At 47.0% G+C, this 15,375-nt stretch carries 15 protein-coding genes and 1 tRNA gene; 9 read left to right on the forward strand and 7 right to left on the reverse strand.

Annotation, left to right across the window (positions count from 1 at the left end; translation table 11 throughout):
- Positions 1 to 233: 233 nt before the first annotated feature.
- From P3L47_RS21295 to P3L47_RS21305, 3 genes are all read right to left on the reverse strand, one after another.
- Positions 234 to 1,883: a Gfo/Idh/MocA family protein gene (locus P3L47_RS21295; protein WP_277782051.1), complete on the reverse strand. Its 1,650-nt coding sequence runs from the start codon at positions 1,881 to 1,883 to the stop codon at positions 234 to 236.
- A 4-nt stretch (positions 1,884 to 1,887) separates the two neighbouring features.
- A complete protein-coding gene (locus P3L47_RS21300; protein WP_122363447.1) occupies positions 1,888 to 2,394 on the reverse strand; it encodes a DoxX family membrane protein in 507 nt (168 codons plus the stop codon).
- Between the two features lie 74 nt (positions 2,395 to 2,468).
- Positions 2,469 to 3,656, reverse strand: coding sequence for a class I SAM-dependent methyltransferase (locus tag P3L47_RS21305; RefSeq protein ID WP_277782052.1), 1,188 nt, complete (start codon positions 3,654 to 3,656; stop codon positions 2,469 to 2,471).
- Positions 3,657 to 3,952: 296 nt separating this feature from the next.
- Between P3L47_RS21305 and trpB the strand changes: the two genes are divergently transcribed.
- The 7 genes from trpB (at position 3,953) to trpA (ending at position 10,722) form a co-directional block, all read left to right on the forward strand.
- Complete coding sequence (trpB, locus tag P3L47_RS21310; RefSeq protein ID WP_277782053.1) at positions 3,953 to 5,146, forward strand: tryptophan synthase subunit beta; 1,194 nt, start codon at positions 3,953 to 3,955, stop codon at positions 5,144 to 5,146.
- A gap of 60 nt (positions 5,147 to 5,206) precedes the next feature.
- Complete coding sequence (locus tag P3L47_RS21315; RefSeq protein WP_277782054.1) at positions 5,207 to 6,610, forward strand: anthranilate synthase component I family protein; 1,404 nt, start codon at positions 5,207 to 5,209, stop codon at positions 6,608 to 6,610.
- Between the two features lie 61 nt (positions 6,611 to 6,671).
- Complete coding sequence (locus P3L47_RS21320) at positions 6,672 to 7,244, forward strand: anthranilate synthase component II (RefSeq protein WP_277782055.1); 573 nt, start codon at positions 6,672 to 6,674, stop codon at positions 7,242 to 7,244.
- A gap of 155 nt (positions 7,245 to 7,399) precedes the next feature.
- On the forward strand, positions 7,400 to 8,395 hold the full coding sequence (trpD, locus tag P3L47_RS21325; protein ID WP_277782056.1) for an anthranilate phosphoribosyltransferase: 996 nt from the start codon (positions 7,400 to 7,402) through the stop codon (positions 8,393 to 8,395).
- A 2-nt stretch (positions 8,396 to 8,397) separates the two neighbouring features.
- Positions 8,398 to 9,210 carry an indole-3-glycerol phosphate synthase TrpC gene (gene trpC, locus P3L47_RS21330; protein ID WP_277782057.1) on the forward strand — a complete coding sequence of 271 codons (813 nt, stop codon included), beginning with the start codon at positions 8,398 to 8,400 and terminating at the stop codon, positions 9,208 to 9,210.
- Positions 9,204 to 9,863 (forward strand): phosphoribosylanthranilate isomerase, encoded by a 660-nt coding sequence (locus P3L47_RS21335; protein ID WP_277782058.1) that lies wholly within the window; start codon positions 9,204 to 9,206, stop codon positions 9,861 to 9,863. The genes trpC and P3L47_RS21335 overlap by 7 nt, the downstream gene beginning before the upstream one ends.
- An 85-nt stretch (positions 9,864 to 9,948) precedes the next feature.
- Positions 9,949 to 10,722: a tryptophan synthase subunit alpha gene (gene trpA, locus P3L47_RS21340; RefSeq protein WP_122363455.1), complete on the forward strand. Its 774-nt coding sequence runs from the start codon at positions 9,949 to 9,951 to the stop codon at positions 10,720 to 10,722.
- A 92-nt stretch (positions 10,723 to 10,814) separates the two neighbouring features.
- Here trpA and P3L47_RS21345 read toward each other — a convergent pair.
- Both P3L47_RS21345 and P3L47_RS21350 read right to left on the reverse strand, forming a co-directional pair.
- Positions 10,815 to 10,901, reverse strand: a tRNA-Ser gene (locus P3L47_RS21345).
- 216 nt (positions 10,902 to 11,117) lie between these two features.
- Positions 11,118 to 11,669 carry an NADH peroxidase gene (locus P3L47_RS21350; protein ID WP_005856013.1) on the reverse strand — a complete coding sequence of 184 codons (552 nt, stop codon included), beginning with the start codon at positions 11,667 to 11,669 and terminating at the stop codon, positions 11,118 to 11,120.
- Positions 11,670 to 11,856: 187 nt separating this feature from the next.
- On the opposite strand from P3L47_RS21350, the gene P3L47_RS21355 reads away from it, so the two are divergent.
- Both P3L47_RS21355 and P3L47_RS21360 read left to right on the forward strand, forming a co-directional pair.
- Positions 11,857 to 12,915 carry a class I fructose-bisphosphate aldolase gene (locus P3L47_RS21355; protein WP_277782059.1) on the forward strand — a complete coding sequence of 353 codons (1,059 nt, stop codon included), beginning with the start codon at positions 11,857 to 11,859 and terminating at the stop codon, positions 12,913 to 12,915.
- Positions 12,916 to 13,043: 128 nt separating this feature from the next.
- Positions 13,044 to 13,961, forward strand: coding sequence for a DMT family transporter (locus tag P3L47_RS21360; RefSeq protein WP_277782060.1), 918 nt, complete (start codon positions 13,044 to 13,046; stop codon positions 13,959 to 13,961).
- On the opposite strand, the gene P3L47_RS21365 is transcribed toward P3L47_RS21360, so the two are convergent.
- Entirely contained in the window at positions 13,947 to 14,621 is a 675-nt protein-coding gene (locus P3L47_RS21365) for an RluA family pseudouridine synthase (protein ID WP_277782061.1), read from the reverse strand. The two genes, P3L47_RS21360 and P3L47_RS21365, sit on opposite strands and share 15 nt — an antisense overlap.
- Position 14,622: 1 nt before the next feature.
- A complete protein-coding gene (gene fabG, locus P3L47_RS21370; RefSeq protein ID WP_122353044.1) occupies positions 14,623 to 15,369 on the reverse strand; it encodes a 3-oxoacyl-[acyl-carrier-protein] reductase in 747 nt (248 codons plus the stop codon).
- Between the last annotated feature and the right edge of the window lie 6 nt (positions 15,370 to 15,375).

The following is a 15,375-nucleotide window of genomic DNA, read 5'->3' on the forward strand; positions in this document are numbered from 1 at the left end:
ATACGCATTTTAATTTATTTTTATCAAATATGGAACAAAACGTAAACAACTACATGATGAAGGTCGCCCAACAGAAACGAAAAGGCGGGAAGAGCAGTTCGGCGGATATGTATCAGGCTGTAAATAACCGACTGCAACGTTTCCCCGGCGGGATGAGCCTGACCTTCGGGAAAGTAAAAAAGGGCAGCATCCATATAGACGTTGCCCTTTTTCTTATATCTATTCTTGTCAGATTATCCTCTCACAATCTCTTCATTTTCCTTATCCCAGTACATCGTGCGTCCCTCCAGATAAGCATGCGTACCCATGTGGGCGGTCATGGCTTCCTGGAATGCGGCATCGATGTTACAGCTGGGCTGTTTTCCCTGGCGGATACATTCCAGCCATTCACGGATGTGGAGATGGGTCGTGTCGAAACGTTTACCGCCTACATAAGTATAAAGCAGACCGCGCTGGGCGAAGTACAACTCCGTAGGCGACGTGATGGCATCCACCGAATTTTGTCCCGGCACATAGGTGTAGAACGGCTCGTTCGGCTTGATGATCCCCTTGTCGATCTTGTCTTTATAGATTTCGGAAGCAGGGTCGGCCTTTAAGGTAATCGTATTGGAAAGCTCCATCTGGGCATCGTGCCCCATGATCACTTTTCCACGCGGACGGTTGCTTGCCAGTGTGGCACTGTACAACATCGTCATATCGCGGTCCGGAAACTCAAAGGTAGTCTGCAGCACATCCGGCACAGTACGTCCATCCTTGAAGAAATAGACACCACCGGAAGAGGTAGCCGAGTGAGGGATCCCCACACCGAATATCTGATTGATGGCATCATACTCATGCGTCAGCAAGTCGCCGCTCAATCCTGTACTGTAATCCCACCAGCAACGCCAGCGGAAGAAACGTTCGAGGCTGAACTTGTCACGGGGATCGGGACCGATATACCGTTGCAAGTTGTTCGATGTCATATAGTCAGTATATTCCTTAATACGTTCTTCCGGTCCCTCGAACTGTTTCCAGTCGATCGTCTCCGGGGAAGCACCGTCGATCAATGGATACACCCAGGCACCGTTCGGATCGTTGCGGTTGGTACATACTTCAATCAGCGAGACTTTACCGATCAGCCCCTTGTCGATGATCTCCTTGGCACGGATATAACTGTCTGTCTGACGGCCCTGGTGTCCCAACTGGAACACGATACCGGTTTCTTTCACCACTTTACGCACCTCATATGTTTCGGGGACTGTCCATGAAAGCGGTTTCTCTACATAGACATGCTTACCTGCTTTGGCAGCTTCCATCGCCATCGTACTGTGCCAATGGTCAGGGGTAGCGATGATAACGGCATCGATATCGTCAGCCGCCAGCAACTCCTTATACGTCCTGTAACGCTTCGGAGCTTTGCCGAACTTACCGTTCGATCCTTCCCGGTGAATATTGGATGCAGCCAGTGCAGCCGCCTCACCATACACATCGAAAATGTCGCATACGCCGGTCACCTCGATATTCAGATCGTCCTGTTCCAGGAACTGCTCGTAACGTTTGTCTTTGCTGTCATTCTTCGCCCCTTCGATCAGTCCGTCGATCCAGGAAGGTTCGGCAAAGCCTGCCGCACGCATCAACTGTTTACCGCGGATACCGAATCCGATCATCCCGATACGTATCTTTTTTCCGTCCGGCTGGGCAGGGATCATATGATGTTCCTGATCGAAACGGAAAGCGCTGCCCAGGCTCTTCGATTCCTTATCGTGCTTTTGTTTTCTGTATACGCCATAACCCAACGCACCCAACACAGGGATGGTTGCCAATGTCTTCAGGGCATTACGACGGCCTTCCGATTCGGGGCCTTTACTTTCTTTCGGAGTATTGTTATTGTTCTCTGTTGCCATGCTGTTACATTAATTTGAGTTTAGACAATAAGGGGATCGCCTTTTTCAGGTAGCGGTCCAGCCCGATAATATGAGAGGTGGGGAAAGCCAGCAGTACAGCCAGTGCCGCCATCTCGACGAGATTCTTGTCTATCCACAGGTATGAACCTTCAAACGGCATCATATATTGTGCGCCGATGAAAGAAGGATGGGAAAGGTAATAAAACGCAAGCAATACCATTGCCCCGATAGAAGAGAGTTTACTGAAAGCACCCGTTATCAGTCCGAGACCGATCAACAGCAGCGCCCATTCATTCAGCGCATTTACCATGTTCATCATAGCCGGATCACTAGCCAACCCGGCAAAAAAGTCAGACATAAAACCTTTGGAATCGAGGAGGTAAGGAAGCGACGTCCATTTGGGATTCAGGATCTTCACCAGTCCTTCGTAGGCAAAATGCCAGCCAATGAATAATCGCAGGACGACCATCGCGGTCAGCTGCGCAGAAGTGTAAGAATCTTTCTGTATCATTTCATGTATTTGATTTAACCCCGCAAATATAGGGATAAAATCCGGAGATAAAAGACATGAAAAGATTTATGATACTACAACTTGCCACATTTAACCATAATTTTACTCCCATCGGCAACGGTTGTAGCAAAAAGATACACATTTCCCCCATCCGTTATCTTTGTTCGTTTGCGCAACTCTTCGACGGACAAGGGGAAGTTGCGGACAGTCATATTGGCTTGAGGAATATCTTTGGACAGGCTCTTGCATAGCTTCCCGGAAAAAGGATAGACCTCTTCGACAACGAAGCATCTGCCGGGAAAGTTTTCGACCTGGGTATCGGAAGTGTAGAGATGGCTGCTTATATGCAGTTTCTCCAGCCCGAAACGGGTTGCCACACACTTGAAGGCTCCGGCTTTCAGCAAAGAAGCATTGGGTTCGTAAAAGAAACGGCCGATCCGGTTTGCCGGATGCAGAAGCTCGGAATATTCTTCTTCCAATGTAAAAGTAAAAGCATCTTCCCTCCCGCTGCTGTCATAATTGATGCAATGGATAGCCGGTGAGGTGACTGCACTCCCGCGTTCTATAACAAATAAAAGTTCCTTACATTCATTCTTCACTGACAGAACATGTATCTGAGTCGTTCCGGGTAACAGTTCAAGTGTTTGCCGGATATCGGCCATCGGAGATAACTTCGCAATCACTTTGGGAGCACGGAGAAACAGGTCGGGCAAAAGAGCTGGCAGATCCGGTTCGCAATCGGGCAAAGCATAGACACGTTTGTTGCCTTCGCCACGACGGGCGGGATCGATATAAAAGACATCGACCTGGGGCAAACGGGATAAAAGCTCCGTGCTGTCTCCTTCGATCACCGTTATATTATCCGCTCCCAAGACGGAGAAGTTATTCCGTGCCGCCTCGCAATATCCGGGGAAACGTTCGATATAATCGACATGACGGACCCGGCGGGAAAAATAATAACTATCGATTCCCAGTCCGCCGGTCAGATCGCACAGCGTTTCGTTCTCCTGCACCAAACGTTGCTTATAAAAAGCGGTCTGCTCGGACGAACATTGTTCGGCGGATATCTTCGAAGGGAACAATAAAGCATCATTGGCATACCATGAAGGCAGCTTCTCCCTGATCTGGCGGCGGGCAGCAATCTGGTCTGCCGCAAAAGGAACGTCGATCGAAGGATAACGGGAAGCACTCAACAAGAGACGTGTCAAATCATCCCCTGCATGCTCTTTTACAAATCTCCGGAACTCATCAGTCTGTTTCATGCCGCAAAGATAAGAAGAATTCCTGTATATAGATTTTTTCGAAAAAAAGTAGCAAATCATTTGCAGTTTGTCAGAGAATATCTATATTTGCTGCCGTAATAACAGAAAAAACAATGACAACATTTATAGTAAATACATTTTGGTGGTGGCGCTCTTTACTCCTCAAACGGTCGTAAGGAACGCAGTCCTGTGTATATACTAGTCAAGATATCATAGAAAGGCCTGTCGCACTTGCGACGGGCCTTTTTTCTTTTTACAGCATTCACGAAATATAATTTAAACAACATAGCAAAAAGATGAAAACGTATCAAGTTGACAAAAACGGTTATTATGGAGAGTTCGGCGGAGCATATATCCCCGAGATACTTCACCAGTGTGTGGAAAACTTACAGAACATTTATCTGGAAGTACTGGAAAGCGAAAGTTTCAAACAGGAATTCAATCTGTTACTCCGCGATTATGTAGGCCGTCCCTCTCCTCTTTACCTTGCCAAACGGTTAAGCAAAAAGTATGGCTGCAAGATCTATCTGAAACGGGAAGACCTGAATCATACGGGAGCCCATAAGATCAATAACACGATCGGACAGATCCTGCTGGCACGCCGTATGGGTAAGACACGCATCATCGCAGAAACAGGTGCCGGACAACATGGTGTGGCAACAGCAACCGTCTGCGCCCTGATGAATATGGAATGTATTGTCTATATGGGTAAGACGGACGTGGAACGCCAGCACGCCAATGTGCAGAAGATGGAGATGCTCGGAGCAACAGTCGTTCCGGTCACATCCGGTAACATGACCCTGAAAGATGCGACGAACGAAGCGATCCGTGACTGGTGTTGTCATCCTTCCGATACGTATTATATCATCGGTTCTACCGTAGGTCCTCATCCTTACCCGGATATGGTGGCACGTCTGCAATCCGTTATCAGCGAAGAGATAAAGAAGCAACTGCTGGAGAAAGAGGGACGGGATCATCCGGATTATCTGATCGCTTGTGTGGGAGGAGGCAGTAATGCAGCGGGGACTATTTACCATTTTGTCGATGATGAACGCGTGAAGCTCGTACTGGCGGAAGCCGGGGGAAAAGGAATCTGTTCCGGTCAGAGCGCCGCTACTATCCAATTGGGAAAGAAAGGCATTATCCACGGAGCACGGACACTGGTGATGCAGAACGAAGACGGGCAGATAGAAGAACCTTACTCGATTTCCGCCGGACTGGATTATCCGGGTATCGGTCCGATCCATGCGAATCTCTCCGTTACTCACCGGGCTTCCATCCTGGCTGTCGACGACGATGAAGCACTGGAAGCGGCCTTCGAACTGACACGACTGGAAGGGATCATTCCCGCTTTGGAAAGTGCACATGCACTGGGGGCACTCAGTAAAGTGAATTTCAAACCGGAAGATGTGGTGGTACTGACTGTTTCCGGACGTGGGGATAAAGATATGGACACTTTTATTAATTATAAATTGAAAATTGAAAATTGAAAATTGGCTACACGATTCAATCTTTAATTTTCAATTTTCAATCTTTAATTTTCAATTATTATGCACTATCATTTCAAAACGATAAGCAAACAGGTCTTAGGTGACCTGCATACTCCCGTAAGCATTTACTTAAAAGTACGGGATATCTACCCGGAATCGGCGTTACTGGAAAGTTCCGATTTTCACGGAAATGAGAACAGCCTTTCTTTCATTGCTCTCTGTCCGCTGGCGAGCATCGGCATCAACAACGGTGAGAGTACGGCGGTTTTCCCCGACGGAATCCGGGAGGTTACCCCTCTTACCGAAAATTACAATGTGGCAGATGCGATGAATGCCTTCCTCAGCCACTACAGCATTGAAGGAGCAGACAAAAATGTCTGCGGATTATTCGGTTACACAGCATTCGACGCAGTCCGTTACTTCGAGAATATCCCGGTGATGGAAGCTCATCACGAAGAGAACGACGCACCCGACATGCTATACATATTATATAGGTATATCCTTGTATTCAATCATTTCAAAAATGAACTGACCCTGGTCGAGCTGCTGCAGGAAAACGAACAGAGTAACCTGCAGGAAATAGAAGCACTGATCGAAAACCGCAACTATGCTTCCTATAACTTCCAGACTTCCGGACCGGAGACTTCTCCCATCACCGATGAAGAATACAGAGCATCGGTCCGCGAAGGAATCAAACACTGCCTGCGTGGCGATGTCTTCCAAATCGTACTTAGCCGTCGCTTCGAACAGCCGTTCAAAGGGGATGACTTCAAAGTCTACCGTGCATTGAGGAGTATCAATCCTTCCCCTTACCTGTTTTATTTCGACTTCGGCGGTTTCCGCATCTTCGGTTCTTCTCCCGAGACACATTGCAAAGTAACGGACGGCCATGCCAGCATCGACCCGATCGCCGGAACCGCTTTCCGTACCGGAAATGTAGCCCTCGACAAACAGCGTACCGAAGCCTTGCTGGCAGACCCGAAAGAGAATGCCGAACATGTGATGCTGGTAGACCTTGCACGCAACGACCTGAGCCGGAATGCCCACAACGTACAAGTCGATTTCTATAAAGAAGTGCAATACTACAGCCATGTGATCCATTTGGTTTCCCGTGTCAGCAGTGAAATAAACAACGATAGCAATCCGGTGAAAACGTATATCGACACCTTCCCGGCAGGAACCCTCAGCGGTGCCCCGAAAGTGCGTGCCATGCAACTGATCACGGACATCGAGAAACATAACCGCGGAGCCTACGGCGGTTGCATCGGATTTATCGGCCTGAACGGTGACCTCAACCAGGCAATCACCATCCGTACATTCGTCAGCCGCGGCAATGTATTATATTACCAGGCAGGTGCCGGCATCGTTGCCAAGAGCAACGACGAGCGGGAACTACAGGAAGTAAACAACAAGCTGGGCGCTTTAAAAAAGGCAATCGACCTGGCAGAAAAACTGAAGAATTGAGAATTAAAAATTAGAATCCCCCGTACGGGCGGTTCGCGAACCGCCCTAACCAACAAACATTATGAGCAAGATATTATTATTCGATAATTACGATTCCTTCACCTACAATTTATTACACATACTGAAGGAACTTGGTGCAGATGTTGAAGTACACCGCAATGATAAAATATCACTGGAAGAAGTGGATCGTTTCGACAAGATACTCCTTTCACCCGGTCCCGGCATTCCCGAAGAGGCAGGTATCCTGCTTCCTCTGATCCGCAGATATGCCCCGACCAAAAGTATCCTGGGCGTTTGCCTGGGTGAACAGGCCATCGGCGAAGCATTCGGAGCAACCCTGATCAATCTGACGGACGTACATCACGGTGTTTGTTCCGACATAAAAGTAACAGCGAAAGAACCATTGTTTGCGGGACTGGAACCCGGATTCCGTGCCGGACGTTATCATTCATGGGTCGTATCACGCGAGAATTTCCCCGATTGCCTGGAAATAACTGCCGAAGATATGGAAGAGAAACAAATCATGGCTTTGCGTCACCGCACCTATGATGTAAGAGGTATCCAGTTCCACCCGGAATCCGTACTGACCCCGAAAGGGAAGGCTATCATAGAAAATTGGTTAAACATGCGGTAATGGAATCAGCAAGTAAAGTGTTTCACCTATTTCCACCATACGAAACAAACTGTTTCTCCATAGTGAAACACTTGTTTCATTACGTAGAAACAGTTGTTTCATTAGGGTGAAACAAATAACAGCCTCTAGAGAAAATTTATAAAAGAAAAAGAGTTATGAAAGATATATTATACAGATTATTCGAACATCAGTATCTAGGACGGGATGAAGCACGGCAGATACTTCAAAATATGGCGGCCGGACAATATAACGATTCACAGATTGCCAGCCTGATCACCGTCTATCTGATGCGTAACATCGCCGTAGAGGAATTGAGCGGATTCCGCGAAGCACTGCTCGAAATGCGGGTTCCGGTCGATCTGTCGGATTACAAGCCGATCGATATTGTAGGGACAGGCGGCGACGGTAAAAACACGTTCAATATAAGTACGGCCTCCTGTTTTGTCGTTGCCGGGGCGGGTTACAATGTGGTAAAACATGGTAACTACGGGGCAACCTCCGTCAGCGGAGCGAGCAACGTGATGGAACAGCACGGCGTGAAGTTCACCAACGATATCGACCAACTACGCCGAAGCATGGATACCTGCCATATCGCTTATCTGCATGCTCCGTTGTTCAACCCGGCATTGAAGGCAGTAGCCCCGGTACGTAAAAGCCTGGGAGTACGCAGCTTTTTCAATATGCTCGGCCCGCTGGTCAATCCGGTGATGCCTGCCTATCAGTTATTAGGTGTATATAACCTGCCGTTACTCCGTCTGTACAGCTACACGTATCAGGAAAGCGGAACACGTTTTGCCGTCGTTCACAGCCTGGACGGATTCGATGAAATATCGCTGACGACAGAGTTTAAGGTGGCTATGCCGGAGAAAGAAAAGCTCTACACACCGGAGATGCTGGGTTTCCCCCGTTGCACGGAAGCAGACCTCGACGGAGGGCAGACCGTAGAAGACGCAGCCCGTATTTTCGACAGTGTGATGCACAACACGGCTACTCCGGCACAAAAGAATTGCGTGATTGCCAATTCCGCTTTTGCCATCCAGGTAATCTGCCCGGAAAAGAAGATAGAAACCTGTATCGCTGAAGCTCGTGAATCTTTGGAAAGCGGTAAGGCGTTAGAGACATTAAAGAAATTCATTTCATTAAACAATTAACTATGAAAGATATATTGCAAGAAATCATCGCCAACAAACGCATTGAAGTGGACCGCCAAAAGCAGGCGGTGCGCCTTCAGACCTTATTGGCTTTGGGTGGCGAACGTCTGGAACGCACCACCTATTCGATGCGTGCATCGTTGGCTGCTTCCTCATCCGGTATCATCTCCGAGTTCAAGCGCAAGAGCCCTTCAAAGGGTTGGTTACATCCCGATGCCGCCATTGCAGAGATAGTCCCCGCTTATAAAGAAGCCGGTGCATCTGCCTGTTCCATCCTCACCGATTCTCTGTTCTTCGGCGGTTCACTGGGTGACCTGTGCCTGGCACGCAAACTGGTCGACATCCCACTGCTGCGGAAAGATTTCATCATCGACGAATATCAGCTTTACCAGGCTCGTGTCATGGGAGCCGATGCCGTCCTGCTGATTGCCGCCTGCCTCACACCGGACCAATGCCTGGAACTGGCAGAACTGGCGCACACCCTGCAATTGGAAACTTTGCTGGAAATCCATAGCGAAGCTGAGCTGGAATACCTGAATCCGCATATCGACATGCTGGGCGTGAACAACCGCAACCTCGGAACCTTCCACACCGACGTAGCCAATTCCTTCCGGCTGGCAGAGAAGATGCAAGAGATAGTCAAAGAAAAAGACCTTGCTCCTCTCCTGGTATCAGAAAGCGGAATCTCATCGACAGAGACTGTCTCTCAATTACGTGAAGCCGGTTTCCGGGGCTTCCTGATCGGTGAAACATTTATGAAAACGGGGCAGCCAGGTGATACTCTCTCTGCTTTCATAGGAGGTTTGCCATGCTGATCAAGGTATGCGGAATGCGAGATCCGGAAAATATCCGACAGGTGGCTGCTACAGGGATCGACTGGATGGGTTTTATCTTTTACGCTCGCTCTGCTCGCTCAGTTGACAATGGAAAATTGAAAATTGAAAATGAAAGAAAGAGCTCCCCTCTTAATAATTCTCAATTGTCAATTCTCAATTGTCAATTCAAAAAAGTCGGTGTCTTCGTCAATGCCACGACCGAACAGATGATAGAGATAGCTCGACTGTATCGGCTCGACTATTTACAGCTGCATGGTAACGAATCGCCGGATATTTGTTACGCACTGCAAAAACGCGGCTATGCCATTATCAAAGCATTCCTTATTGCTTCGGCTGACGACCTGGCTTCCACGACTGAATATGAAGGACGTGCCGATTATTTCCTGTTCGATACCAAATGTAACAGTTACGGTGGTTCCGGTAAGCAGTTCGACTGGTCGGTACTTGCTTCTTATAAAGGAAATACCCCGTTCCTGCTCAGCGGTGGTATCAACCTCGACAGTGCGGACGCCATCATACATTTCCGACATCCCCGACTCGCCGGTATCGACCTGAACAGCGGGTTCGAGATCGAACCTGGCATGAAGGATACAGAAAAGATAAGAACGTTTATAGAAAAGATTAAGAAATAAAGAATAATGTGCCAATATGCCAATAGGGTAACGTGCCAATGGATTACTTGGAGAAATAACTGAACTATAATTATAACAACATATTATGAATCGTATTACAAACTTATTCGAAACAAAAAAGAACGGCATCCTGTCCGTTTATTTTACAGCCGGTTACCCGCAGTTGAACGATACGGTAACCATTCTGAAAGAGTTGGAAGCCAAAGGCATCCATATGGTAGAAGTAGGCATCCCCTTTTCCGATCCGATGGCTGACGGTCCGGTTATCCAGGAGGCTGCAACCCAGGCCCTCCATAACGGCATGTCGTTACATCTCCTGTTCGACCAGTTGAAGGATATACGAAAGGAAGTTCAAATGCCGCTGGTACTGATGGGTTACCTTAATCCGATCATGCAATTCGGCTTCGAGGCATTCTGTAAGAAGTGTGTGGAAACCGGTATAGACGGCGTGATCATCCCCGACCTCCCGTTTGCCGACTATATGTCAGACTATAAAGAGACTGCCGACCGCTACGACCTGAAGCTGATCATGCTGATCACTCCGGAAACCTCCGCAGACCGTATCCGCCTGATCGACGAACATACCTCCGGCTTTATCTATATGGTATCGAGTGCAGCCACCACCGGAGCACAACAGAGTTTCGACGATCAGAAGCAGGCATATTTCCGTCGTATCAATGCAATGAATCTGCAGAATCCCCGCCTGGTAGGTTTCGGAATTTCCAACAAAGCAACTTTCGAAGCTGCTTCTTCCAATTCTTCAGGAGCCATCATCGGCAGCAAGTTTATCCAGTTACTGAAAAGCGAAAAGACTATTTCCGATGCGGTAGATAAGCTGTTGGAAGGATTGAAAAAATAATCGGGTACTCCGTCCAAACCGGTAAGCACCGAACAAACAACGGGTAGGCATCCATTTATACAGTGATGCCTACCCGTTTTTCTATATTTCAGCGGAAAGCGAGGGATTCGAACCCCCGGTACAGTTACCCGTACACCGCATTTCGAGTGCGGCCCATTCGACCACTCTGGCAGCTTTCCCGGTCGTTTGAGTGACAAATGTATGAAAAATTTCATACCGTTATCCTCCGAAGGCTCTTTTTTTCAATCAGTAACACTACTGTGCTAACAGGCGTGACACTATAGTGCTAGTAGTCAAAGCACTACTGTGCTAAAAACACAAGACTATTAATATAAAAAAAGGGGAATAACCTTCCGGTCTCCCCCTCTCCTATCGTGTTAACGAATTATCCGTTATTATTTGAAATAACGATTATATAAACCTTCGAAGCCTTTTCCATGGCGAGCTTCGTCTTTACACATTTCATGTACAGTGTCATGGATTGCATCCAGATTCTGCTGTTTAGCTAATGTTGCAATACGTTTTTTGTCTTCGCATGCACCAGCTTCCGCTTCCATACGTTTTTTCAGGTTAGTCTTTGTATCCCAAACAACGTCACCCAACAGTTCTGCAAACTTAGCAGCATGTTCTGCTTCTTCCCAAGCATAACGTTTGAACGCTTCTGCTACTTCAGGATAACCTTCGCGATCAGCCTGACGACTCATTGCCAAATACATACCGACTTCAGTACATTCACCCATGAAGTGAGCATTCAATCCTTCAAGAATAACAGGGTCAACACCTTTAGCTACTCCTAATACATGTTCGTCAACAAACTGTAAAGCACCTTCTGTTTCTACCAGTTCTTTGAACTTGCTTTTCGGCTGTTTACATTGCGGGCAAAATTCAGGAGCTTCGTCACCTTCATGAACATAACCACATACTGTGCAGATCCATTTCTTTTTCATCTTTGTAAAATTTTATTGGTTGTAAAACTATTAGTATATATAATCATTGTTATTTCCTGCGACAAAATTAACCAAACAAATCTAAAAGGCAAATGATCTCCGATAGATATATTCTATCTGTTAATTGATAAAAACTATGGAACTTATTTCCGGCGGCAAGTGTTAGATTATAAAACTTACATATATTATGGATACATCAAAGATTAAAAGCCTGTTAGGCGACAAAGCGGAGTATTTACTTGGTCATACCTGCAAAACGATTGACAAATCGCTGATACATATTCCATCTCCTTCAACAGTAGATGATATCTGGATCAATACAGACAGAAATATTCAAACATTAAATAATTTACAAAGGATGCTGGGAAGCGGACGTCTTGCCAATACCGGCTATTTGTCTATCCTTCCCGTAGACCAGGATATAGAACATACGGCAGGCGCTTCATTTGCCCCCAACCCTATTTACTTCGACCCGGAAAACATTGTAAAGCTGGCTATCGAAGGAGGCTGTAACGCTGTGGCTTCCACATTCGGGAACTTAGGAGTAGTGGCACGCAAATATGCACACAAAATACCGTTCCTTGTAAAGCTCAATCATAACGAATTGTTGACTTATCCGAACAGTTACAATCAGGTGATGTTCGGTACGGTCAAGGAGGCCTGGAATATGGGTGCCGCCGCCGTTGGTGCTACGATCTATTTCGGTTCTGCCGAAAGCCGTGACCAATTAGTTGAAATTGCAGATGCATTCGAATATGCCCATGAGTTGGGTATGGCAACTGTGCTCTGGTGTTATTTAAGAAACAATGATTTCAAGAAAGATGGTGTCGATTATCATGCAGCTGCCGACCTGACCGGACAGGCTAACCATCTAGGCGTTACCATCAAAGCCGATATCGTAAAACAGAAACTACCGACGAACAACGGAGGTTTTACTGCCATCAACTTCGGCAAAGTGGATAAAAAGATGTACACCGAACTGGCTACCGAACACCCGATCGACCTTTGCCGCTACCAGGTTGCAAACGGTTATATGGGACGCATCGGCCTCATCAACTCCGGCGGTGAATCACACGGAGCCTCCGATCTGAAGGATGCCGTTACTACAGCCGTCATCAATAAACGTGCCGGCGGTATGGGCCTGATCAGCGGACGTAAAGCATTCCAACGCTCCATGAAGGATGGCGTCGAACTGCTACACACCATTCAGGATGTTTATCTGGACCCGGAAATTACAATCGCATAAGTAAAGACGCAAAAGTCTGTAAATGGCATGCAGATAACATAGATTAGCTAAATCAGTGTCATCAGCGTGCCATTTATTGTCTTTCACTCCAAACTTATTACCTTTGCCCCTGTTTTAATAAAGGCAAAATGAAATCAGAAGCTTATAAAGGCCACCTCGCTATGCTGGGAGCCAATATTCTTTGGGGACTAATGTCTCCCATATCAAAAGCCGTATTATCCGCTGGTCCGATCAGCGCATTATCGCTTACCACTTTCCGCATGATAGGAGCGGCAGCCGTATTCTGGCTAGCCTCTCTCTTTACCAAAAAGGAACATGTCAACCACCAGGACTTAATGAAGTTGTTCTTTGCAGCGTTGCTGGGGATCGTTCTGAACCAGGGTTCATTCATATTCGGAGTATCCTTGACTTCGCCGATCAATGCCTCCATCGTTACGACAACGACACCTATCATCACAATGATCATTGCAGCATTCTACCTGAAAGAACCTGTCACGGGAAAGAAAGTAATCGGCATCTTTATAGGAGCAGCAGGAGCGCTACTACTTATTCTGAGCAGCCAAAGTGCAGCTGCCGGAGGAGGGAAAAGCAGTAATATATGGGGAGACCTGCTCTGCTTGCTGGCACAGTTCAGTTTCTCATTCTACTTTGTATTATTCAAGGGATTGATCGGCAAATATTCGCCTATCACATTGATGAAATGGATGTTCACGTATGCATCCATCTGTACGATCCCGTTCTCTTATAACCATATTGCAGGTATCGACTTCCTGCATCTTCCTGCAGAATTATATATGGGTATCGCCTATGTCGTCCTGGGAGGCACATTCCTGCCCTACCTCTTTATCCCTATCGGACAAAACCTACTGCGCCCGACTGTAGCCTGTATGTATAATTATGTACAACCGATCGTAGCGTCACTGATAGCTGTACTTTGGGGAATGGATACTTTCGGAGTAATGAAAGGTATCGCCGTTGCACTGGTCTTTTCCGGGGTATACATCGTAACACAAAGCAAATCGAGGGCCCAGTTAGAGACCCTCTGATATGCCTTTCCATAGATTATCGTCAGGTACGGAAGCTATGATCTGTATCTTTTGTTTGGATACCGGATGGATAAATTCGGCACTGCGGGAATGCAGGCTGATGCCACCGTCCTTATTCGAACGGTCTGCCCCATATTTAAGATCCCCTTTGATCGGGCATCCCATTTTTGCCAGCTGACAACGTATCTGGTGATGACGTCCTGTCTTCAGGTCTATTTCCAGCAGGAAATAATTATCCGAACGGGCAATCACCTTATAATGCAGGATCGCTTTCTTGGAGTCCGGACGTTCAGTATCGTAAGCATAACTCTTATTCTGTTTTTCGTTGCGGACCAGCCAGTGAACCAGTTCGCCTTCTTCTGCCGGAGGACAATTCTTAACGATTGCCCAGTAGGTCTTTTTCACCTCTCCCAAACGGAACATCTCGTTCAGACGGGGTAAAGCCTTACTGGTTTTGGCAAACAGAACGACACCACTGACAGGACGATCCAGTCGGTGAGTCACACCTACATAAACGTTTCCCGGCTTGCAATACTTCTCTTTCAGCCATGCCTTGAGCATTTCCGAAAGAGGAGTATCACCGGTTTTATCTCCTTGTACAATCTCGCGGCACGTTTTATTTACCGCGATGATATGATTGTCTTCGTAGATAACTTCCATATTACATATTCATGCCGCCGTCTACCTGAATCACCTGGCCCGATACATAAGCAGACAGATCAGAGGCAAGGAATGTTGCTACATTTGCCACATCTTCGGTAGTACCGCCACGACGCAAAGGAATCTTCTTGTTCCATTCTTCTCTCACTTCTTCCGGCAGTTTAGCAGTCATATCCGTGATAATGAAACCCGGAGCGATCGCATTCGCACGGATACCGCGTGAACCCAGTTCCTGAGCTACCGATTTAGCCAGACCGATCATACCGGCCTTTGAAGCTGAATAGTTGCTCTGACCAGCGTTACCATGAACACCGACAACAGAAGACATATTGATAATGTTACCTGCACGTTGTTTCATCATGATCGGAGTACAGGCATGGATGAAGTTGAAAGCAGATTTCAGGTTCACATTCAGAACAGCATCCCACTGGCCTTCGCTCATACGCATCATCAGACCGTCTTTCGTAATACCGGCATTGTTTACCAGGATATCGATACGACCGAAGTCTTTCGCGATCTCTGCCACTACATTGTGAGTATCTTCAAAGTTGGCAGCGTTAGAAGCATAACCTTTTGCCTTTACACCTAAAGCTTCGATTTCTTTCTGTGTTGCTTCACCGTTTTCATCGATAACCAGGTCTGTAAATGCAATATTCGCACCTTCAGAGGCAAACTTCAAAGCGATGGCTTTACCGATACCGCGTGCAGCACCGGTTACAATAGCTACTTTTCCTTCTAATAATTTCATACTATT

This window comes from Parabacteroides chongii (genome assembly GCF_029581355.1).
Taxonomy (GTDB): domain Bacteria; phylum Bacteroidota; class Bacteroidia; order Bacteroidales; family Tannerellaceae; genus Parabacteroides; species Parabacteroides chongii.